Here is a 21,578-nt window from a genome sequence, read left to right as displayed (position 1 = left end):
CACGTGGGTCATGTCTGCCTTTTTCCCGCTGGCGATTGTCGTCGTCGCCGGCGTCGTTTATCACGTCGCCCAAAAGGCTTCGGGCGCGGTCAGCCCTTGGCCGATGCTCGCCATTGCCTACGGTGCGGCCTTCGCCGTGGCCATCGTCATGCTGTTCGCACGCGGCGGCGATGCACGCTTGCCGGCGGCGCGCGATTGCATGGCCGGGCTGGCGCTGGGACTCGCGGCCTTCGGCATCGAGGCGGGCTTCTTCTTCGTTTACCGTTCCGGCTGGCCGCTCGCCAGTGCCCAGGTGATTGCCAATCTATCGGTGACCGCCATCCTCGCCATCACCGGCATCATGGTCTTCGGCGAGCACCTGACCGCCGGCCGTGCCGCGGGGCTCGCCCTCGCCGCCGGCGGCGCTACACTCATCGCACGCGGCTAACCAAGCGAGCGATTCTCGAACAGGAAGAAGGAAACCGCCAAGGCGCCAAGATCGCCAACTGAACCAACAATAAATCCCATAAAATTAGAGTTCATTGTTGGTTCACCTGGCGATCCTGGCGCCTCTCTTTTGGCGTCCTGGCGGTTTCTTCTGCTCTTCCTGACGCTGTTCGAGGATCGCGCTCGCTGATGTAGGCAGATAGGCAGAGGAAACCATGATTCTCGTTACAGGAGGCACGGGGCTCGTCGGATCGTTCGCGGTGCAGGAACTCGAGCGGCGCGGACACGCCGTGCGCGTTCTGCGCCGGCCGGAAGGAGATCTGGGCAACCCCGAGAGCCTGACCCGAGCTGCACGCGACGTCGATGGCATCGTCCATGCCGCATGCACGGTGACGACGCCCGCCGTCGACGTCACGGCCATGGAGACGTTGCTGGCGAACTGGCAGCGAGGGCCATTCGTCTTCATCAGCACCCTCGACGTCTATGGATACGCGGGCCCCGGCCCCATCACGGAAGAGACCCAGCCCGGCGAGCCGCTCAACGCGTACAGCCGCGGCAAAATCGCCTGCGAGGGCCTCCTCATCGAAGCCGCCGCGCGCGCGGGCCGCACGGATTACGTCATTTTGCGCGCACCGTACATCTGGGGACCGCACCCCACGGCACGCAAACGGCTCCTGGGGCGACGCCTCGAGGCGGGGCTCCCCATCGTCCTGCCGGGCACCTCGCCCGAGGAATGGATGGACTACCGCGATGCCTGGATCGACGTCCGCGACTTCGCCACCATCGTCGCAGAATGCACGATGCGCCCGACGGGCGGCCCGCTCAATGTGCTTGCGGGCCACTTCGCGTGGCACGATCTTCATATGGAGCTCATTGCACTGACCGGGAGTCGTAGCCGTGTGGTCCACAAGCCCCTCGAGGAGATCACCGACGAGGAGCTACCCGACAAGCGCCTTTATGCTCAGACATGGCGCTTTGGCGCCGAACGTCTCGAACGCCACCTCGGAACGATTCCGCGGCGACCTTTCGAGACCACGGTGGGCGAAACGATTCTGGGCGTGCCAAATAATCCGAAATAATCAGTAGCCCGCCGCTGCGCGGTATGGTCGATTGGCGGGTCATGCGAAGTTCTTTTCTCGTGCGATCCGTCTTGGCCGCCATGGTGCTGGCCGCCTCCGCGACGACTTTCGATCCCCCGGCCGTGGCGCAGACAACGGCGCAGGCCGCCAACAAACCGCGCATCGTGATTTTGGCCACGGGCGGCACCATTGCCGGCGCCGGGGCGAGCAGCGTCAACAGTGCCAGTTACAGCGCTGCCAAAGTGGCGGTGGACAAGCTCATTGCGGGACTTCCCGAATTGGGCCGCGTTGCAGAAGTGCGCGGCGAGCAAGTCATGCAGGTCGCCTCGGAGAGCCTGAGCAACGAGGATCTCCTCAAGCTCGCCCACCGCGTTTCCGACCTTTCCAAACGAGCGGACGTCGATGGCATCGTGATCACGCACGGCACGGATACGCTGGAGGAAACCGCGTATTTCCTGAACCTTACGGTGCACACGGACAAGCCCGTCGTCGTCGTGGGTTCGATGCGCCCCGGCACCGCCCTCTCCGCCGACGGCGCGCTCAACCTTTATGATGCGGTGAGCGTCGCAGGTTCGGCCGACGCCAAAAGCAAAGGGGTCTTCGTCACCATGAACGACGAGATCCACACCGGGCGCGACGTTTCCAAGTTGGTCAACATCAAGACGGAGGCCTTCAAGAGCCAGTGGGGCCCACTGGGCATGGTCGTCGAGGGCAAGAATTACTGGTTCCGCGCCCCCATCAAGCGGCACACCACGCAAAGCGAATTCGATATCGACCAGATTCAGAATCTGCCCAGGGTCGAAATCGTCTACGGCTACGAGAATGCCCAGCGCGCGGTGGTGGATGCCATTGGCACGCAGCCCGGCCTTCAAGCCATCGTGCATGCGGGCACGGGGAATGGCTCGGTGGCCAATCGCGTGGTGCCCGCCCTGCAAGAGCTCCGCGGCAAGGGCATCAACGTGATCCGCTCGGCGCGCGTCCCCGCGGGTTTCGTGGTGCGCAATGCCGAGCAGCCGGACGACAAATACGACTGGGTCGTCGCCCACGATCTGAATCCGCAGAAGGCCCGCATCCTCGCGATGGTGGCGCTGACGAAAACGCGCAACCCCAAAGAGCTCCAGCGCATTTTCTGGGAGTATTGATCCGCCGCGATTACCACGGGGGGGAATCGCCCAATACCCGCAGTGGGTCGCGAAGCATTTCCACTTGGCGGATCCATTCGCGGCCGAGGAATCGATTTTTCTGGTCCGACAAGGCTTCCGCCGTGCGGGCCGGCGCACCGAAACACGGGTGCTCCGCCCCATACGTATTCCCATCGCACACGGAAACGCGCACGTCGTTCAAGTTGGACACTTGCAGTGCGAGCCATTGCCGCCAAGGAATGGGCCGCCTCGGATCGAGCGCCGCATCGAACACCACAGGCTCCCCCGTCGAAGCCTTCTTGACCACGGGCACGGTGTGGTACCACCATTGGACCTTGCCCGATGGATAGTTGGGAGTATTGACCAACAAATTGCCAAATGCAAACAAGCGATACGGCCGCTTGTGGAGCCATTCGTCGGCTTTGGCACTCACGAGCTCGGCCCGCGCGTAGCAGCCATCGTCGGGGTACAGCCAGGAAAGGCGGCGCGAAAACCACGGCCGATCGCTGGTCGACAAAAATCGCAAATCGCGCGTGCGCTCGAAGTGTTGCACGATTTCCGAGTCATTCCACACGGGAATGCGCGACAGATCGGCTTTGTCCACCGGCACTTGGCTTTGCTCGGCAGTAGACACCGCCGAATCGAACGCTTCGGGATATTTGCTCCGATGTATCGCCGAATGGCGCTGCGCGGCCTCTTCGTACGTCTCGTTTTCGTATCGAACCGCGGAGTTTTCGTCGGCTGAGTCGTATTCCGAAGAGGACACTTCGCCAACGTCTTCGAGCGGTCCTTGACTGCATGCGGTTGCTGCGAACATGGCGATGCAAAGCGCCAAGGTCGCTTTCTTCCCCCCCATCATCTCGATTTGGATGCCACTGCACGCGCAATCGCGTCAGAACGCGGCCTATCGCCTCGTTCCGCGGGAATGCGTGGCAAAAAGGAGCCCCGCACACGACCCGAAGCGCGACAAAAACGACGTACGCATGGAACGGAGCTCGCAAGTGTCGCGGTGCAATCGGGGCAAATTGCGCCGACTTCATCGATTAAGTAAAGGTGCATCCGGCCGAGGAGAAGAACCATGTTGCGAACGACACTCTTGGTACTCGGTGTGACGTTGACGGCATGCGGGAGCTATCCCACACCGACGGCACGCATGACCGAGACGGTGAACACGGCAAGGGCCGCGCAGGAAGCGGGCGCGCCGACGAATCCGCGCGCGCAGCTTCATTTGCGACTGGCCAACGATCAAATCGAGCGTGCAAAGCGCCTCATCGCCGATGGAGACACCAAGCGCGCCGACTACGTTCTCATACGCGCGAAAGCGGACGCGGATCTCGCGCTGGCCGAGGCGCGTGAGGCCAATGCTCAACGCCAGGCGATGGCCGCGAAACAACGCGTGGACGCGCTCGTGGCGAGCATGCAAGAGAACGTTCCCGGTAGCAACACCGGGCCGGCGGACAAGCCACCGCCACCGACGTTCCCGGGCACGCCCGCGGGCACCACCACGACCACCGGCACCGACGTGCAAGGCCCGGTGAAACCGCCGCCGCCGCAAACCCTGCCCTTCCCGCCACCGAATGGACCCGAGCCCGGAGGCAAGCGATGAAATCGAAATATGTATTTGCGCTGGCGCCACTCGCTTGCTTCTTGGCGGCATGTGCCAGCACGACGACACCCAACGAGCTCGTGCGCGCACGCACGGCGTACAATGGCGTTTCGCAGGGAATGGCGCGCGAGCTCGCGCCCGCCGACGTGCGCGTGGCCCGTCAAACGCTCGACGTGGCCGAGCGTTCGTTCGACGATGATGGCGACTCCGATGAGACGAAGGATCTCGCCTATGCGGCCCAACGACGCGCCGAATGCGCCGACGCCAAGGCGCGGACGCAGTTCGCGCTTCAGCAAGAGCGCGACGCCGTGATGCGCGAGAAAATCGTGCACGAGCAAGTCGACAAGGCCAACAAGGCCAAGCTCGAGGCTGCATTGGAAAAGGAGCGCCAGGACAAGCAAGCTGCCGATCGGCGTATGGCCGAGTTGAACCAAATTGCCTCGGTCCGAAAGGACGACCGCGGAACGATCATCACGGTTCCGGGCTCGTCGCTGTTCCCTGCGGGCAAATCGACGCTGCTTCCGGCGGCGAGAGCCAAGTTGACCCAATTGGCAACCGTGCTCGCCGAGCAAGATCCATCGATCAAGATTCAAATCGAGGGATATACGGACTCCGCCGGTTCGGTCAAAACGAATGACCGCCTTTCGCAGGCACGCGCCGAGACCGTTCGCGGATTTCTCGCATCGAGTGGCGTCCCGACGGGGCGGCTCACGGCCACCGGTATGGGCTCCGCCAATCCGGTGGGCTCCAACGCGACGGCCGAAGGCCGCGCCAGCAACCGCCGCGTGGAAATCGTCGTGCAAGATGCAAAGGCGCCCAGCAAAGAGATTCGGTGAGCTTCACCACGTGTTGGCACGTTCCCGCAGCGGACCGCGCTGCGGATTCACCACGCAAAAGCGCTGCCCGGTCGGCGCTTCCATGACCCACCAGTGCCGCACGAATTCGATTCGCTTGGCACCGAGTGACTCCAGCCGCGCCACCTCGGCCTCCAGGTCATCGGCCTCGATGTCGAGGTGGATGCGGCTCGGGTGATCGACCTTTTGGACCAGGAGCATGGGCTCGTGCGCGTCGCTCGACAGCTCGCGGTAGTTTTCGCTGTCGGGCGCCACGGGCTTGACCGTACGGCCCAGCGCTTGGCTCCAAAATCGTGTTGCGACGTCGATGTCCTCGACGCGACAGTCTAGAACGAAGGTAGAAAGTCGGCTCTTGTGCATCCCGGGGCGGTAGCAGCGCTCATGCCGCAGGGTCACTCTTTCGCACGAGCGCGTCGAACGACCACGCGGGATCAGGCACCGTAGCGAGGAGCAGCGCCGCGCCCGCGGCGCTGAGCACGGAATACGTGAATACGCCGTGAAGGCCCGGGCTCGACACGGTCATCGATAGTGCGAACGTGAGAAGCAGCCCGCCGGCTCCGAGCGCGGTCTCACGGGTGCGATAACCGAGAAGCAAGAGAACGCCAAAGAGTGTTTCGCCAATCGTCGCCATCCAAGCGAGCAGGGGGGTGAGCAGCGCGGGCATGAACCAGGTGATGTCGCGCGTGTACATGGTGAAGTGCAGGAAATCGCCCCACGCGACCCCAGGGGTTCCCGCTGGGCCCCAAAGCCCGAATCGATCGGCCACAGCGGAGAGAAATGCCGTACCGAGGCCAAAACGCACCACGAGCTGCGCGGGCTGAACCAGCGTTCTGCTTTGCATGAGCCATGTATGTGGCACGCTGGTCTAGCCAACAGATCCAGTTTTGACATATGCGTTGGACCATGGCGCGTCCGTGGGTCTTTCCCGTCGCCCTCGATCCGGGCTCTCAATTGCCCATTTTTTTGCAGATAGCGCGCGCCATCAGCGCCGATATCCGGCGCGGGAGGTTGCGGCCTGGCACCGTTCTTCCCGGCTCGCGGACCCTTGCGCGCTCGCTGAGCGTGCACCGCAATACGGTGCTGGCAAGCTACCGTGAGCTCAAGGACGGCGGGTGGGTCGTCTCGGAGCAACGAAGCCTGCGCGTTTCCGACGCCATTCCTGCGCATCCGCCGCGGTCGCTGCCCCGCACGCGCTCGAAGAGCACCACGGGCTTCGACCTCGTGCCCGCGCGGCTCGGGCCCGAGATCCCCATGCCGGACGCGCGCACGCGCCTTCCCGATGGCGGCCTTCCGGATCTCCGCCTCGTTCCGGTGGACCTTTTGGCGCGCGCATATCGAAGGGCGCTTCGCGCCAAGACGGCGTCACCGCTGGGGTACGGAAGCGGGCGCGGGTGCGTCGCCCTTCGGCAATCGCTGGCAACGCTTCTTTCGGAGATGCGCGGGCTCGCCTGCGAAGAGGACGACGTGGTGATCACCAATGGGAGCCAAATGGCACTGGATCTCGTGGCGCGCACGCTCGTGCGGCCCGGGGACGTGGTGGCCGTGGAGAATCCCGGTTATCCGGTGGCGTGGGACGCGTGGCGCCTGGCCGGCGCGGAGCTCGTGCCCATCGACGTGGACCGCGAAGGGCTGCGCGTGGACCAGCTTTCCGCGCTCGCAGCGACGCGGCCGCTTCGTGCGGTGTACACGACTCCGCATCATCAATTTCCCACCACGGTTTCGCTGTCGCCGGCGCGGCGAATCGAATTGCTCAATCTGGCGCGCAGCCGGCGCGTGGCCATCATCGAGGACGATTACGATTTCGAGTTCCATTATGCCGGCAGGCCCGTGCTCCCGCTGGCGAGTGCGGACGATGCCGGCGTGGTCATCTATTTGGGCACCATGTCCAAGATCCTCGCGCCGGGCGTGCGCCTCGGGTTCGTCGCAGGCCCGCGCCCGCTTCTCGACGAACTGGCGGCGCGGAGGGCGCGCCTCGATCGAGGCAATCCCGCGATGGAGCGCGCCATCGGCGAGCTGCTCGAAGACGGCCTTTTGCGCCGGCACGCGCGCAAGATGCGCCGCCTTTACGAGGCGCGGCGCGATGCGCTTTCGGAGGCGCTGGAACGCGAACTCGGGCGTGTGCTCACCTTCGATGTTCCCGCCGGTGGCATGAGCCTCTGGCTCACCGTCGATCCCAAGGTGGACGTCGAAGGTTGGCTGCAGCGCGCCCGCGCGAAGGGCGTGTCATTCATGACCGGCCGCGCTTTCGATTTCCACGGCCGCCCCCGCTCGGCAATTCGTATGGGCTTTTCAGCCCTCGACGAACGCGAGCTGCGCGACATCGTCCGCCGCATGCGGACAGCGCTCTAGTCCCTAGTGGCCAAACGCGCGCTCGGATTGAAAACGACTTCGACGACGATCCGGAAATGACCGTTCCGCGCATTGGAAACGAACGTTCCGCGCTTCTTCGTGGCGAGATGGCGAGACGCCGAGAACCCACGAAATCCTCGTTGGCTCGGCGTTGGATGGGTGCCACCTCTGGCGGTATGCGTCTTGCGATGACATTGAACATGGCAAGATCCCGATATGTCGCTCTGCTGTTGTCGTGTGCCGCTACGAGCGCTCCGTTCGCGTGTTCGTCTTCGGCAGGGGCTCCGCCGATTTCGGATCGGATTGTGCTGGATGCCTCGGAGGAGACCCGTTCCCAGATTGGAGTGGCAACGTGGGGAGTCGACCTTCGTGACGAAGGGGTGGGCCATCCGACGACGACGGTCGTACGCGGTTATGACGCCGATCGTACTCGCATGTTCGAATACGAGCAATCGCGTCTGGGCCTAGGAGTCTTCGTCGCGACACTCAAAGGAAATGGCACCGAGGCGGCGCTTGCTCTGCGGCGAAGCGGCGAGACGACCTCCGATGTCGTCGAAAACACGTTCAAGGACGACGACAAGGCCCATCGCGTCCTGGGCCGGATCGCCGCCGATCTGAAGACGCAATCGCCGCGCTCGGGCAGTGGGGCGCAGGCAAGCGCCACTTCGGAATCGGATCTGCACGTCACGGGCGGACCGCTCACGCAAGAAGACGGAGGAGGCCTCACACAAGACGCTGGCCCGTTGACGACGGGATGCGTGGTGTTGCTGCCATCGGCAGGCCAAGGGGCCAGCACGGCGAACCAGTGCTCGCTGTTCCCGACGGGCTCGCCCTGCCAAACGCCGCAAGAGACGGATACGTCCTCCCAGTGCGCGAGCGATGGGGTGCCCGTATGCCCACCGAACACCGAATTCGTTCAAACATCGAGGACCGTCCTCGACTCGACCGTCCCTGGCCTCCCCACCGGCGCGGTGATTTGCACACGGATCGATCACGTGGCCTACAAACAACGCGGTGACGTAGCCGGCAATCCCTATTGCAATGCCACGCAAGACAATGTGACCTACGGCAATACGACGGCCGGCACTACGATGGTCTCCAAGAAGATCACCATCACCGCGACGAACACGACGACCGAGAAGGAAGCCACGACCATCGGAGGTGAGGCTGGGCTCGAGTTGAAAGCCGTGAAGCTCTCGCTGAATGCATCGAAGATGTGGGGGACCGAGGACTCCAAGGCCGTCGCCACCGCGGTCGAAAACTGGGAATCGTATACGGTGACGAATAGCGAGAGCAGGAACTTCACCATCCGGCCGGGTTACGAGGGAAAGCTGTTCGTGACGAATGACATCGTCGACTACACGCAGATCTCCTTCATTCGCAACAGCGGCAGCAGCAGCTGGCAGAAGGGCGAAGGCACCGGCAGAGTCAAAGTACCTCGGACATTCGTCGCGGAGACCACACCCGTATCGTCTTGTGCGAACTAGCGCCAGCGGCGTGCGCGGCGCTCGTAGTGGCCGGGTACCCAGTAATAAGCGCGCCCATTCCAGCGGTGGTAGCCGCCGATCCACACGTAATCCGGGCCGGGTGACACCGTGATCACGTCCACCTGGGGGGGTGGGGGCGGAGGCGGCGCCTCGTATGCCACGACGTGGCGCGGGGGTGGAGGCGGCCCCTCTTGCACGTAGCAACCGGCAGCGAGCACGGGCAGGGCGAGCATTAAGAGAACTAAGTGCGTCTTCATACTCCATGTGACGTGGTGGGAGCGACGGCCATTCCGGTGACGCTTCGTAAAGAAATCTCAAGGACGCAGCGCGCGCAGCAATTCCGCGAAGTGGGCCAGCGGAAAACGCGTGGCGGCATCGTGGCGGTACACGGCAGACCACGTTTCGGGTAGGCCCTTGCGCGTGAACCGCCGGGCCACGACCTCACCGCGTGCGAGTTGCGGCGCCACGGCCCAGCGCGAGACGAGGCCGACGCCCTGCTTGGCCTTCACCAGTTCGACCAACGCCTCGGTGAGCGGCACGCTCGCGGAACGCGGCACGGACGCGCGCTCGTTGGCCATGAGCTCACGGAAGCGCTCGACGTCGGCACGAGGTGCCTCGTGCGTGAGGACCTTCTCGCGCGCGAGCTCGACAGCGTTGATATAAGGCCGCGACGCCAGCGGATGATCGGGCGCGACGATGATCGTCCATTCATCGGAGAAGAGCTTTTGGACGACCAGCGCGCGGTCGCGCACGGGGGAGCTGACGACGGCGAGCTCCAACTCACCGCGAAGGAGCGCGGCCACGGGCTCGCGCGTCGCCGTGAGGGCAATGCGCACGTCGACATAGGGGTACTCGATGGCGAGCGCGGCGAGAACCGACGGCAGCCAATGGTACGCGGTGAAGCATTCCACGACGATGCGGAAGGTCTCGCGTTTGCGCGTCCCCGCGTGTTGCAACTCGCGCTCCACCCGGGCGAGATCGTTGAGCATGGTGCGCGCGGCCTCGAGCAGGTGCACCCCCGCGGGCGTGAGCTTCAACTGCCGCCGCACCCGCGTGAAGAGAAGCACGCCCAGCCGTCCCTCGAGCTCGGTAAGCTGGTGGCTCACCGCCGATTGGGTGAGATGAAGCCGCGCCGCCGCCCGCGTAACGCCGCCTTCCTCGGCAATGGCGCGCACAAGCCGCAGGTGACGCATCTCCAGGATCGACGACATGAATGCACCTCATGAACTCATGCAAAGTATGAGTTTTTCACATGACGTGCAACGACCCATAGTCGATGCATGAGCACGACGACGTATCGTTCCCATCTCGAGCAACCCTTCAAAACCGTGGGCCAAGGCGTGCACGTCTCCGTGCTCCGCCGGCACGGCGGCCAAGGCGAAGGCATGACCATGGTCTTTCGCATGGAGAAGGGCTCTCACGCCCCGCTCCATTCGCATCCCGGCGGCGAGGAGACGTACCTCCTCTCGGGCAAGCTACGGGTGGGCTCACGCGTATTGTTGCCCGGTGACTACCTTTGGACCGAACCGGGAGAGGTCCACGATGGCTTTGCAGAAGAAGACAGTCTTTTCTTCGTGGTTCTTCCCGGCGGCATCCAAATCACCGAATGACTCGCCCGTCCATTCGTACGAATAGTTAATTTATGGTGAACGCACTACAATCACGATCGACATCAAAGATGTCGAGGCATTGCGCGCATCACTGAAGCAACAAAGCCGCTTCCCACGGAAGGTTGCGTGAAGATGCACTGTCCGCGGGTTCGTGGAGCGTGAGCGCAACACCGACGCCACCCTCGAGAAACCCTGGGCGATCGCTCCAGATGAAGGGGCTTTCGTCGTCCGCTTGCTCGATCAAATGCGAGACCAAATGCCTATGTGCCCGATATAGGGCATTCGACCCCGTTTCCTGGGCCATGATGCCGACGATTCGCGCCAAACCGGCATGGCCATGGCAAAGGGTCGCATCGTCGAGCCGCTGTTGTTCGGGCGGACGCCGCAAAGCCGATTCGAGGGCCGCACAGGCTGCGTCGCACCAACTGGACTCGCCGAGGGCGCGGGATGCCAAATGCAAGGCACGCGCAATTCCCGGGGCGCCGTAACACCACGCGGTGCGGGTCGGCGGCAGGGGCGCGGATGGCCAGTGCATCTCGTACTCGAGGGGAATCGCGGCGGGCCAATAAGGACCATGTTCGTCGTGGCCCTGGCGAGCGAGTATCCATTCTACGATGGTGCGAATGGCCTCCTCGTGGTTTGGAATGCGAATACCCATTTCGTAGGCGAGCGCGAGCAATGCGAGCGGCCCGGGAATGCCGTGGGCGAGCCCCAAATTGAGCTGGCCATCGGGCATGAGCCACCCCGGCACACGCCGGCCTCGGTGCTGCAAGGGGCGGGTAAATGCGGCCAGGTGCACGAGAATCCGCTCGGTAAGCGCCTCCTGTTCGGGCCCACATGCCAGCAAATAGCGCCCGAGGCCACTCAGCCCCAAGACGACGTCGTACACGGCCATGGGCACACCGGCGACGCCTGCGCGGAGGCGCAGTCCATCGGCCGCGAGAATCCGCTCGGCCTGCGCGGCGACACGTTGGTCGGCGGCTTTGAGCAATTTGGCATACTCGCCGGGACGCTGCGCGGATGCGCGGGCGGCAAAGGCCACGGCTGGCATGCCGACGAAGAGGCACTCGGAATTGCTCGGCCGCACGAGGGAGAGTGCGGCCGACAAATGTGCGTGCGCGGCACGTGCCCACGCGGGGTCCTCCCGCGCGAGCGTCGCGAAAAGCAGCGCGATGCCCGGGTGCCCGTCGCCCAGCGACGTGGGATACCACTCCGCATTGCCCGCGAGCACCGCGGGATCGCGCAGCCGTTCGGCCAGCCGGTGCACCCAATCCCGCGCGCTCATGCCATCGCCCGCCGGCGATCGAGATGGGCTTGTACGGCCCCGCGGGCAATGGCAATCACCTCGGATTCGGACTTGGGGTCGATACCCAATTGCACCCGGGGCCATGCATCCTCGGGTTTTGCCATTCCATCGAGCGAGATGCGCTTCAAGGCCTCACGCCGGCGCGCAACGAAAGCCCGGTGGTGCGCGTGCTGCTTGGTGTACGCCGCAGTGAGCCACGATGACCAGGGTGCGCCGTACCCGTCGTGGAATGCGCGCACCAGCTCGACGACATCGCACGCCATGTCCAACAAAGGGTCCGGGCCCGGAGCGCGCAGCCATGCAAGCAATCGATTGGCCTCCACTTGAAAATGGAGTTGCACGGGAAGCTGCGAAAGGTGGCTTCCCGACATGGTTTGGAGGGTGTGCCGCAGCCTCTCTGCCCCGGGCAGGCAATAGGCAAACCGACCCACGGTGGCGCCGGCCTGGGGCGAGCCTGGATTGGGCGACACGACCAAGGTGAACTCCCCGCGATCGAGCGCGTCCACGGAGTCGGCCACCACGTGAACGAGCATCTCCATCGATGGCGGCGGCCGGTCCCGCGCGGTGCGTGCCACGTTGCGCGCACGCGGCCGCGGGCCAAGAGAGGGACCCGGAGCATGGCGTCGCCACTACAGCGGAAGGCTAGAACTTTCTCGGCCAACGGTAATATACATTACCCAAAGATCCGATCACACACCACCGTATTCGGAGACGAAATGGCAAATCCAGCCTTATCGACCATTCGATCTCAATAGAGGTCCTACCTACCAGTTTTATCGACGCGGGGTGTCACATACGAGTTCGTAAAGGACGAAGCTTCGATGTTCCGGCTCGTCCACGGGGCCCAGCGCGTGGCGCGAGCGTTGGCGGAAACCGCGCAAGACCAGATCGCGCTCCACGATGCGGGCCGCGACTTTGTGCTCTTCGCTGGAGCCGGTCAGCAGATCGTTGTGCGCGGCATTGAGCTCGTACGACGCAATATCGATGTGATTGCGCTCCATCGCATAATCGACGACATATCGGTACCAGCGCCATAACGCTTGTTGGCGCCGTGATTCCATCTCGCGCGCCGCGTCGGGAACGCGCCCGGAGCGCGCGTGTTCGGCGATCTCGTTGGCATTCGTGAGGACGAAACCGTCCACGATGGCAATGATTTCGGCATCTTCGATCCGGCGTCGGTCGGCCTCGTTGCAGTAATCGGGGCAGAACTCGTCGCCGAGGAGAAACACCCCGCCCTCCGTCAGGGTGTCGCGCACACGGTCGACGTACGACGGCACCATGTGGTGGTGCGCGCCCCAGCCGATGACCATGTCGACCGGCTCGGCCCATTGCTCGAGGGGCACCGTGACCATCCGCACGCGCGTGTTGCCGAGACGCTTGCGCAGTTCGTCGAACGCCGGCTCGTAGTCCTCCTGCGCGATGATCTGCGCCTCGGGGAACTCCTCGGCGAGGCGCCACGCGAGGTAACCACCGCCGCAGCCGACGTTGAGCACGCGCGGTGCGCGGCGGTTTCGGGCGAACTCACGGACGCGCTCGAGAATGTAGGCGTCCCCCTCCGCAATATGCGGATGGCCGGTTCGCATCCTCGCACCCACGTCACTCATGTTCGATCCTCCACAGTACAGGTTAACCGACCAAGCCCATTGCCGAACAGGCAAAGAGCGTTTCCCTCCAGCGGCCTGGTCCAAGCCGCCATCCATGAAGCACATTCGGCGAGGTGCACCACCAAGGTGCGTTCGCTGAATTTTATGAAGGAGCCGGAATGATCGGACAGGAAACGCTCGAATCGCTTCTCGAGGACGACGTGCTCACCAGCCGAATGCCCGACGTGGGCTTGCTGACCCGGTATTTGAAGGATGGCTGTCCCCATGGCGCGCCCATTTGCATGAGTTTTGGCGAGACCTGGAACCAAGTGGCTCCGGGCCTGGTCACGCGCGTGACCTCCGAACCTCGGCATGTCCACGGGTATCAGCTGTCCATGTACGGCTTGCCGGTTCTCCGCCGCACCGTACGCGATTACTTGATCGAAGACCACGGGCTCGCCGGCGTCGCCGAAACGGGGCGCGACTTCGAAGTGGCCGTGACCTGGTCGGGCACCCGCAGTGCGATGTTCGACTTTGGCCGCCTGCTGCTCGACCGAGGCGACGTCGCGTCGGCGTCGAGGACGCCGGTGGTGCTCGCCGCCGGCCCTAGTTGGGATTACGAGGGTGCGCTGGCCCCGCTTGGGTACCGCGTGCGCTACCACGCGTTGCGCCCGGAGACGGGATTCCGTCCCTCCCTCGAGGAGGTGCACGCCGTGCTCGACCGCATCGACGCCAACCCCGAAGAGCGGCTGGCCATGGTCGTCATCAACGCCCAACACAACCCGACGGCGGTGAACTGGGATGCGGACTTCGTCTCGGCGCTGATTCGAATCGCCATGGACCGAAAGGCGGCCATCTTGGTCGATGATGCCTATTTCGCGGTCCACGACGAAGGCGTTTCGGCAACGTCTGCGTTGCGCCTTCTTCTGTGCGAGCTCGCAACCCGGCGCGATCCGGACGCGCGCTGTCGATGGCTGGCGGTTCGTTCGCTGGGTAAACAGTTCCACTGCAATGGCTGGGGCCTGGGTGGGATGGTGGCCGATCCTGCGATATTGGATCTTTTGGTCAATCGCTACCGACTGCACAACTCGCTGATGTACGGCGGGGTTCACCAGCATGCGATGGCCGATTGGCTGCGAGCGCCGGAGAGCCGACAATTTCTCCGCAATCAGCAACGCCTCTACACGGAGAAGCGACGCTTCATTGGAGAGTTCATGAAGGCGCGTCTGCACTATCCCGAGGCTGCGGTCCATCTTGGCAAAACCACCTCGTATATCATGTTTGCAGCGCCAAAAGCTTACGCTTCGATTCCAGAGGGGCTGGATCGTTTCAAGATGGATTGCTTTCGCGACACCGGTGTCCTCTTTGCGCCAGCATGGCCTTGGCCATACGCGGCGGGGACGCAGCACCATCTTCCCTATTTGCGTATGTTCATCGGTGCTGATTTCGATGCCATACGTGTCGCGCTTCGTCGGCTGGCCGATGCTGGTTTTCACTATGATGCTCGTCAACGAAGTTCGCGGGTCGCGCAACGGCAAATAGGGGTGGACGAGGTTGGCGCAGGTACCTAGATGAATGGTCTTGCCTGACCTACGACTCGCGGATATCGAGACGTTCATCGCCGTATGCCGGATTCAATCCGTGTCGAACGTCGCGCGCCAACTTGGCGTGACTCCGTCGCAGGTGAGCAAGGCCGTTAGCCGGCTCGAACGACAATTTCAAATGAAGCTGGTCGATCGGCGGGCGGGAAGAAGCATTCCCTCGGCGGTGGGCCTGCGCATCGCCCAGCGGCTCGACGAGGTGGTGGGGACGATTCGCGCCCTCCGTAGCGAGGATCCTTTCGGCAGGGGCGCGCTCCTCACCATCGCGTCACCCTCGTATCTTTTGGGCCAATGCTTGCCGCTGCTCGCGCAGGCGATGCCGCAACATCGTTTTCGCGGGGTGGAGCTTCCACCGTCGCAGATCCGCGGCCTCGCACCGGATGCCCTTTTCGACCTGGCGCTGACCACCGGTGCCGATGGATTCGGGGCCGCGTGGCACGTCGAACAAATCGGCGAGATGCGCAGCGTTCTCGTGGGAAATACCGCATTGGTCGAATCCCTCGGTCCTCCGCCGATTCCCGCGTCGAAGCTCGCGGATGTCCCCTTCATCACGCCGACGTACACCACGCAACGCGCCGTGTTCGGCGACGATGAGTGCCCTCTGCGCGTGGGCGAGCGCAAACTCGGTCACGAAGTGCAAACCTTCGGCACGGGCCTGGAACTCGCCGTCCAATGCCCCCAAGTCGTCTTCGGTCCCATCCTCGCCGCCCGTTTGCACATCGAGCGAGGTCTCCTCTCCGTCATCGATGTCGAAGGCTGGAATGTGCGCGTCCCTTTGTTCTTGGCCGCCAATCAAGACAACGTGAAAGAAGCCACCCGGCGCACCGTGCGCGAGTGGCTCACGGGTTGGCTTGCGCGCTACGGGTGACAACACGACATCGAACGCCGCAGCGAACACGAGGGACGAAAAGTATCGAGTCGGAACTTGCCCTTCGATAGTGCGGACAACAAATGTCTTCTCGGGGGGGAAATCATGTTTACACGTCGCTACGGCACGACCGCGGGCATTACCGCGGCCGCAGGCCTTTCGATTGCGCTATCGGCGTGCACGCAACCGTCATCGGCGGTGGGCAGCAGTGAGAGCGCGCTCGCCACGCCGGGACGGGTGGACCTGCAGCTCTTCTCGACGAACACCTCCGTCGAGGCTGGCAAACCCGCCACACAAGACTTCGTGGTGACCAACACCGGTGCGCCGACGCGAGGCGAGTCTCGCTTGGTCTACGTAACGCCGACCTTCGTCAACTTCGATCGAAGCGAAGAGCTTCCGGAGGGCTGCGAGTATGCGTACCAGAACTTGGACCCGCTCGTGCCCGAGATCGTGGACTGCACGATACCCGCCGATCTTCGCGAAGGCGACAGCGTGACGTTTACGTTCCACATGACGACGAGCAACAGCACACTCGTTGGCATGGCCTATGGCGCGGCCATCGTCGCACCGGACGAACGGGTCGATACGGAGGTGAACTTCACGACGAATTTCACCGCACCCTTCGTGGCATTTCTCGAATCCACGAGCCAGGAAAAGGCAGCGGCCTCCGAATACAGTGCCAACGTGTATCTGTCGTGGGATGTGCCTTCGATAGCGCCGGGCGAGATCAAACCGCAAAAGCTCGTCGTGGGCAATCAAGGCCCCGACAAAACGCGCGATCCCGTACGTCTCGTGTACGTCTCACCCTTTTTCATCAATGTGATCGAGGATGAGATTCCCCGCGGCTGCAAACTGCTCCTTGCCGACGAGGATCCACTGATGCCGCAGATCGTCGAGTGCGTGCTCGCCGAACCGCTATGGTCGGGCGATGAGCAAACGATCGAGATCCCGGTGACCGCGGTCAAGGGTGGCCCAAGCGGTTTCATCGCCGCAAGTTCGGTTGCAGCCGAGGCGAAGCCCGGCGAAACGGGAAGCCATGATCCTTCCCTCGTCGACAACGTGCAGCCCGTTGGCGTCAACGAACTCCCCTGAGCCTGTCCGCGTGCTATCTCCGTTCGATGAGCACGCGATCCGGAGAACGAGTCGTTCGCGCCAATGGGGTCGATATTTGTGTGGAGACCTTTGGCGATGCCGGGGATTCACCCATTTTGCTCATCATGGGCAGGGCCGCGTCCATGGATTGGTGGGAGCCCGCTTTCTGCGAGCGGCTTGCGGCAGGGCACCATTTCGTCGTTCGTTACGACCAACGCGATACGGGGCGCTCGATGCACGATGCACCGGGCGCTCCGCAATATGGGTCGCGCGATTTGGTGGATGACGCCGCGGGTTTGCTCGACGCTCTCGGGCTAGCGCGCGCCCACGTCGTGGGCATGTCGAGCGGCGGAGCCATCGCGCAGCTCTTCGCGCTGAATCATCCCGGCAAGCTGGCGTCCCTGACGTTGATGTCGACCAGCGCGCTTCATCCTGGTCTACCGAAAATGAGCGACGAGCTTCGTGCCTATTTCGAGCACGCCGCGCAAGCCCCGCTCCCGGATTGGTCGGACCGTGCCGCGGTCATCGATTTCATCGTGGAGGGTGCACGGCCCTTCGCCGCGCATCCCTTCGACGAGGCCGGCGTGCGCGACATTGCGGCACACGCAGTGGACCGCGATCTCGACATTGCGTCGGCGATGCTGAATCACGACGCGATGCGGGACGACGGTGAGGGGCCATGGTGGCCGAGGCTCGGTGAGATCACCGTTCCCACGTTGGTGATGCACGGCGACGAAGATCCGTTATTTCATTTGGAGCATGGACGGGCACTCGCCCGTGCGATCCCCGTTGCCGAACTCCTCGTTCTCGAGCACGTCGGCCACGAGGTGCCCCGCAGCGCGTGGGATCGCATCATCGATGCCATTTTGCGGCACACGGGCCGGAAGCGTCAATCTTCCGTGGGGGGCACGTTGTAGCCTTCGACGAGAACGCGGACGGCGTTGGAGGGGAAGGCCTTGTCCTCCCAAGAAAGCGCAATGGTGCGGGTTTCGTCGGGGAGGAGCCATAGGTAATTGTCACTGTATTGCGTGGGCAGAACACGGGCGCCCGTGCGGCGATCGCGAAGGGAAAGGCGCACCATGACGGCCACGCTCTTGCCTTGATTGCGCACCGTCGCCACGAGTTCGCGGCGGCCGCCCGCCTTGCGCACGCCACTGGCCCGCACGGAGACCTTGGTGCGGGGGACGTCATTCAGCGCACGCATGTCCGCGGCCGTGCGGTGACGCCAATACGTATTTTCGGCGAGGACGCTGCCTTCGGCGTCCATCAAGGTCAATCGCAAGAGGTGCAGCGACGGCAACGAGTCCGTAAAGGGCACGGTAAAGGCCGGCGCGGTCGCCGAGGGTCCCACGTTCACCGTCTGCGACTGGGCACCCGGGAGGGCACGCCCGGCGAGATCGTACAACTCGGCAATGGCGGTGGCCCCTTCGACTGCGACCCGCGTGTGATTGACCGCGATCACTTGCCATTTCGAAAGATCGGCCTGTATGTGCAAAGGCTCGCAACCCTTGCGTGCGCCGTAATAGCTGCCATTGACGTCGAGATCGTAATCGTAGGTCTGCCAAACGGTGCTATGCCATGCAGGGTGCGACATCCATAGAAGGAGCGCATTGGCATCTTGCCACAAGTGGGCATTCCACGCCTCGAACATGGCGCGCATGTTCTCGTAATTGATGAATTGCGCCTTGAGGCAAAACTCGTCGAGGCTCTCCGAAGCACCGAGGCGCTCGTCGATGGCGCTCAAGTAATGCTGCGGCCCCTGGTTGCCTTTCGTCGACCAATCGTGATGGTACCAGGCCGCGCCAATGGGCCAGGCCGGCGCGTCGCCCACCAGATTGCGCATGCTCTCGGCCACGGGCACCGTGGGAATGCCTATCTCGGTGTGAAAACCGAAGTTACCGGTGTCATACGTACTCGGATCGAAATACCTCGCAGGGTCGACCCAATAATAGGGACCATGCCCCGACACGAAGCCGGCCGCGGAATTGCCGAGATAGAGAATCTCGTCATCTTCTTCGGCCACCGCCTTGCGAATGGCCGTATCGACCACCGGCGGAGGATCCGTCTCGTTCGCGGCACACCACACCACGATGCAGGGGTGAATGCGGTAACGCAGAATCGTATCCCGCGCGATGGCGCCATACCCCGGTGGATCCTCGAGGAAGGGGCCCGCCTGCCAGAAATCGTTCCACACCAGAATGCCGTTTTCGTCGCAGCGCGCGTAAAACTCTTCGCGCGTACTCGACCCGATCCAATTGCGGATCATGGTGAAGTTCATATCCTTGTGCATCCGCATGACGGCGTTCATCCGATCGGGCACCATGCGGCGGAGAAGCTCGTCCCAGCCCCAGTTGCCACCCCGGCAGAACACGGGCACACCGTTCACGCTGATGCGCAGAGGAACCGGCGCATTGCTCACCGATTTCACGTCGGTCCACGTATTGCCGTCGTCCGACACCTGCACGGTGAAGGTCGCCGCATAGGCCGTCTCCCAGAGCAACACGACCCGGTCGAAGGACACACTTCGCCCCATGTCGACTTGAATCCATTGGTTGTCCTCGTAGGCCGACGACCAACGCGTGCGCGGATCGCCATCGACGGCATTGCCTGGGACGTTCCACTGGTTGTCGGTCGAGGACGCGGTGGCGGCGCCGTGCAACGCCAGATCGACGTCGGGCGATGCGCTGTCGAGGACCGATAGAGTCCATAACGAATTGCCCCACCCCGTGGCACGCCGTCCGCATTGAATGCGCACATGGCGCGCCGTGCGCTTCGGAAAATCGACGACCTGCCGGGCGGAGCTCGTCGCCGGGTCGATGACGATGGGCAGATCGTAGCTGTAATCGAATTGCCGAATGCCAAATCGAGTGGTGCGGCGATCGCTTGGCTCGCCGCCCATGAACGCCGTAATCGTAAGATCGTGAAGCGCGGGATCGCCGTAGCCGTTGGGCCACCATAGCTCGGGATCCTCGAGGCGCAGCTCGGGGTGATCCGCGGGGCTGAAGACCGCGTTCACCGTGGCCCCGGCATCGACGGACACGGTCTTGCTCACCGAAATACCGTCGAATTCCGCGCGCACCATCACCGACGCACTGGAGCTTCCCGCATTGCGGACGGGAATCGTCAAGGTAAGCTCCGCCGCGCTCGTATCGGGAAGGTACGGCAGCACCGACTTGACCCGAGGATCGCCGATGACCGCATCGCCGGTCGATCGCAGTCGCACGTGGTTCCAGATGCCCGCCGCCCGATCGCGCACCGAAGGCATCCAGTCCCACCCGGAGGCCGACAGGTACGTGGGCGAATCGAGGTACAGGCGCGCCGAGTTGACGAAGGCATTGCCGTCCTCCCCCTTGTCGCCGGGGTTGCCCGGCGTCGGCATGGGCGTAACCCGCACGGCCAGCGCCTGCAGCTCCCGCGCCGAGCGAAGCGCGGAGGTAATATCGAACGACGCCCGCGCGAACGGATGCAACAAGGTGCCAATGGCTGCACCATTGAGCCAGATTTCGGCCTTGTGATTGATGCCGTCCAGCTCGAGCCAAATGCGACGGCCCGAACGCGCGTCGAGCTCGCGTGGCAAGGTGAAGGCCCTGCGGTACCACCAGGCATGCCGCGAGAGCATCTCCGGCACGTGAAAATTGTTCATGCCCGATACGGGATCGGGCAGGTGTCCCTCTTCCACCAAAGCGGCGAGCACGGTGCCCGGCACGATCGCGGGCAGCCACCCCGAGGCGTCCACGTTCGCACCCGACAGCACCGCGCCATCGCTGCTTCCCGCCCAATCGTCCAAGGTGAGCACCCACCCCGATTCGAGCGGCACGGAGCCGTCGGCCGCGGCGGCCAAGGGCAAGACCTCGGTGCGGTGCGTGCCCCACGAAGTCCAGCCTTTGGCCGGCGGGCGATCGCGATCGCAGGTGCCATACACTTGGAACCCGTTCAGGCCCACGGGGTTGTTCTCGTGCAGCCGATGGGTCACCAGCAGACGCACCCACCGCGCGGTCACCGGAGATGGCAAGGCAATCGGAACGACACCGCCCGCGGTCGACGTCGTTTCGTACACGCTTCGCCAAGACGTTCCATCATTGGAGACTTCGAGGCGGAAGGCCGTGGGGGCACTCGAGAGCACTTCCCAGCCCGTGGTGTTCCGCCAGGGATCACCATCGTTCGACGGAATGAACGGAGGATCGTCTTTGGTCGCCTCGAAGGTCAACGTGACGGATTCGATCCGACAGCGCGCCTGCAAGTCGACCGCGATCCATTGCGGATCAGCGCCCGGGGCTGCCCGCCAACCCGAGCCGCGAACGCCGGCGCTGGCCACTCCATCGACCGCGAACGCCGGCTGGGTCGCGGCGTAGTCGGTCGAGGATGCCGTGACCGGCCGGTACAAAGCCAAGTCGCGACTCGTTGCCTGCACCGGTCCCGCGTGCGCGACGCGTGGGCCATCCAAGCGAAATCCAGCGAGCAGCGCCGCCGCGCCCGCACCCAACCCCGACACGAACCGACGCCGCGACAACGTTGTCATGCGGTAGAACGATGATGCGAACCGCGCCGAAGATCAAGACATAAATGTCGCCCATC

The 21,578-nt window shown here is 63.7% G+C and carries 21 protein-coding genes; 12 read left to right on the top strand and 9 right to left on the bottom strand.

Features of this window, described 5'->3' with window-relative positions; translation table 11 throughout:
* Window positions 1-10 precede the first annotated feature (10 nt).
* The 3 genes from LZC95_02190 (at window position 11) to LZC95_02180 (ending at window position 2,647) form a co-directional block, all read left to right on the top strand.
* The gene (locus LZC95_02190; protein WXA95651.1) at window positions 11-427 is read left to right on the top strand and encodes an EamA family transporter; all 417 of its coding nucleotides are present in this window, start codon (window positions 11-13) and stop codon (window positions 425-427) included.
* Between the two features lie 214 nt (window positions 428-641).
* Complete coding sequence (locus tag LZC95_02185) at window positions 642-1,505, top strand: NAD(P)-dependent oxidoreductase (protein WXA95650.1); 864 nt, start codon at window positions 642-644, stop codon at window positions 1,503-1,505.
* A gap of 59 nt (window positions 1,506-1,564) precedes the next feature.
* Entirely contained in the window at window positions 1,565-2,647 is a 1,083-nt protein-coding gene (locus LZC95_02180) for an asparaginase (protein WXA95649.1), read from the top strand.
* A gap of 10 nt (window positions 2,648-2,657) precedes the next feature.
* Here the strand turns inward: LZC95_02180 and LZC95_02175 are convergent, their stop codons facing one another.
* On the bottom strand, window positions 2,658-3,413 hold the full coding sequence (locus LZC95_02175) for a hypothetical protein (GenBank protein WXA95648.1): 756 nt from the start codon (window positions 3,411-3,413) through the stop codon (window positions 2,658-2,660).
* 312 nt (window positions 3,414-3,725) lie between these two features.
* Between LZC95_02175 and LZC95_02170 the strand changes: the two genes are divergently transcribed.
* Both LZC95_02170 and LZC95_02165 read left to right on the top strand, forming a co-directional pair.
* A complete protein-coding gene (locus tag LZC95_02170) occupies window positions 3,726-4,253 on the top strand; it encodes a DUF4398 domain-containing protein (protein ID WXA95647.1) in 528 nt (175 codons plus the stop codon).
* Window positions 4,250-5,089: an OmpA family protein gene (locus LZC95_02165; GenBank protein WXA95646.1), complete on the top strand. Its 840-nt coding sequence runs from the start codon at window positions 4,250-4,252 to the stop codon at window positions 5,087-5,089. Before LZC95_02170 ends, LZC95_02165 begins: the two co-directional genes overlap by 4 nt.
* 3 nt (window positions 5,090-5,092) lie before the next feature.
* On the opposite strand, the gene LZC95_02160 is transcribed toward LZC95_02165, so the two are convergent.
* Together LZC95_02160 and LZC95_02155 are read right to left on the bottom strand one after the other, a co-directional pair.
* On the bottom strand, window positions 5,093-5,467 hold the full coding sequence (locus LZC95_02160) for a VOC family protein (protein WXA95645.1): 375 nt from the start codon (window positions 5,465-5,467) through the stop codon (window positions 5,093-5,095).
* Window positions 5,468-5,486: 19 nt separating this feature from the next.
* On the bottom strand, window positions 5,487-5,948 hold the full coding sequence (locus LZC95_02155; GenBank protein WXA95644.1) for a DoxX family membrane protein: 462 nt from the start codon (window positions 5,946-5,948) through the stop codon (window positions 5,487-5,489).
* Between the two features lie 62 nt (window positions 5,949-6,010).
* Between LZC95_02155 and LZC95_02150 the strand changes: the two genes are divergently transcribed.
* Both LZC95_02150 and LZC95_02145 read left to right on the top strand, forming a co-directional pair.
* Window positions 6,011-7,456, top strand: a complete 1,446-nt coding sequence (locus LZC95_02150; GenBank protein ID WXA95643.1) for a PLP-dependent aminotransferase family protein — start codon at window positions 6,011-6,013, stop codon at window positions 7,454-7,456.
* Window positions 7,457-7,890: 434 nt separating this feature from the next.
* Window positions 7,891-8,943 (top strand): hypothetical protein, encoded by a 1,053-nt coding sequence (locus LZC95_02145; GenBank protein WXA95642.1) that lies wholly within the window; start codon window positions 7,891-7,893, stop codon window positions 8,941-8,943.
* Here the strand turns inward: LZC95_02145 and LZC95_02140 are convergent.
* A complete protein-coding gene (locus LZC95_02140) occupies window positions 8,940-9,200 on the bottom strand; it encodes a YXWGXW repeat-containing protein (protein ID WXA95641.1) in 261 nt (86 codons plus the stop codon). The genes LZC95_02145 and LZC95_02140 overlap by 4 nt on opposite strands.
* A gap of 57 nt (window positions 9,201-9,257) precedes the next feature.
* Window positions 9,258-10,154 carry a LysR family transcriptional regulator gene (locus LZC95_02135; protein ID WXA95640.1) on the bottom strand — a complete coding sequence of 299 codons (897 nt, stop codon included), beginning with the start codon at window positions 10,152-10,154 and terminating at the stop codon, window positions 9,258-9,260.
* A gap of 69 nt (window positions 10,155-10,223) precedes the next feature.
* Between LZC95_02135 and LZC95_02130 the strand changes: the two genes are divergently transcribed.
* A complete protein-coding gene (locus tag LZC95_02130; GenBank protein ID WXA95639.1) occupies window positions 10,224-10,553 on the top strand; it encodes a cupin domain-containing protein in 330 nt (109 codons plus the stop codon).
* An 88-nt stretch (window positions 10,554-10,641) separates the two neighbouring features.
* Here the strand turns inward: LZC95_02130 and LZC95_02125 are convergent, their stop codons facing one another.
* The 3 genes from LZC95_02125 to LZC95_02115 all read right to left on the bottom strand — a co-directional run bounded on the left by LZC95_02125 (window position 10,642) and on the right by LZC95_02115 (window position 13,463).
* On the bottom strand, window positions 10,642-11,838 hold the full coding sequence (locus LZC95_02125) for a lanthionine synthetase C family protein (protein ID WXA95638.1): 1,197 nt from the start codon (window positions 11,836-11,838) through the stop codon (window positions 10,642-10,644).
* Complete coding sequence (locus LZC95_02120; protein ID WXA95637.1) at window positions 11,835-12,434, bottom strand: lantibiotic dehydratase family protein; 600 nt, start codon at window positions 12,432-12,434, stop codon at window positions 11,835-11,837. The genes LZC95_02125 and LZC95_02120 overlap by 4 nt, the downstream gene beginning before the upstream one ends.
* Before the next feature lie 198 nt (window positions 12,435-12,632).
* Window positions 12,633-13,463: a methyltransferase domain-containing protein gene (locus LZC95_02115; protein ID WXA95636.1), complete on the bottom strand. Its 831-nt coding sequence runs from the start codon at window positions 13,461-13,463 to the stop codon at window positions 12,633-12,635.
* Between the two features lie 158 nt (window positions 13,464-13,621).
* Here LZC95_02115 and LZC95_02110 point away from each other — a divergent pair, with 158 nt between their 5' ends.
* The 4 genes from LZC95_02110 to LZC95_02095 all read left to right on the top strand — a co-directional run bounded on the left by LZC95_02110 (window position 13,622) and on the right by LZC95_02095 (window position 17,920).
* Window positions 13,622-15,013 (top strand): aminotransferase class I/II-fold pyridoxal phosphate-dependent enzyme, encoded by a 1,392-nt coding sequence (locus LZC95_02110; protein ID WXA95635.1) that lies wholly within the window; start codon window positions 13,622-13,624, stop codon window positions 15,011-15,013.
* Window positions 15,014-15,023: 10 nt separating this feature from the next.
* Window positions 15,024-15,911 carry a LysR family transcriptional regulator gene (locus LZC95_02105; protein ID WXA95634.1) on the top strand — a complete coding sequence of 296 codons (888 nt, stop codon included), beginning with the start codon at window positions 15,024-15,026 and terminating at the stop codon, window positions 15,909-15,911.
* Between the two features lie 105 nt (window positions 15,912-16,016).
* Entirely contained in the window at window positions 16,017-17,003 is a 987-nt protein-coding gene (locus tag LZC95_02100; protein ID WXA95633.1) for a hypothetical protein, read from the top strand.
* Between the two features lie 26 nt (window positions 17,004-17,029).
* Window positions 17,030-17,920 (top strand): alpha/beta fold hydrolase, encoded by an 891-nt coding sequence (locus LZC95_02095; protein ID WXA95632.1) that lies wholly within the window; start codon window positions 17,030-17,032, stop codon window positions 17,918-17,920.
* On the opposite strand, the gene LZC95_02090 is transcribed toward LZC95_02095, so the two are convergent.
* Entirely contained in the window at window positions 17,893-21,522 is a 3,630-nt protein-coding gene (locus LZC95_02090) for a discoidin domain-containing protein (protein WXA95631.1), read from the bottom strand. The genes LZC95_02095 and LZC95_02090 overlap by 28 nt on opposite strands.
* Window positions 21,523-21,578: the final 56 nt, after the last annotated feature.

It is taken from the genome of Sorangiineae bacterium MSr12523 (genome assembly GCA_037157775.1).
Lineage (GTDB): Bacteria > Myxococcota_A > Polyangia > Polyangiales > Polyangiaceae > Pendulispora > Pendulispora brunnea.
The sequence above is the reverse complement of the archived record's forward strand: the minus strand, read 5'-3'. Positions and strand labels throughout refer to the sequence as shown.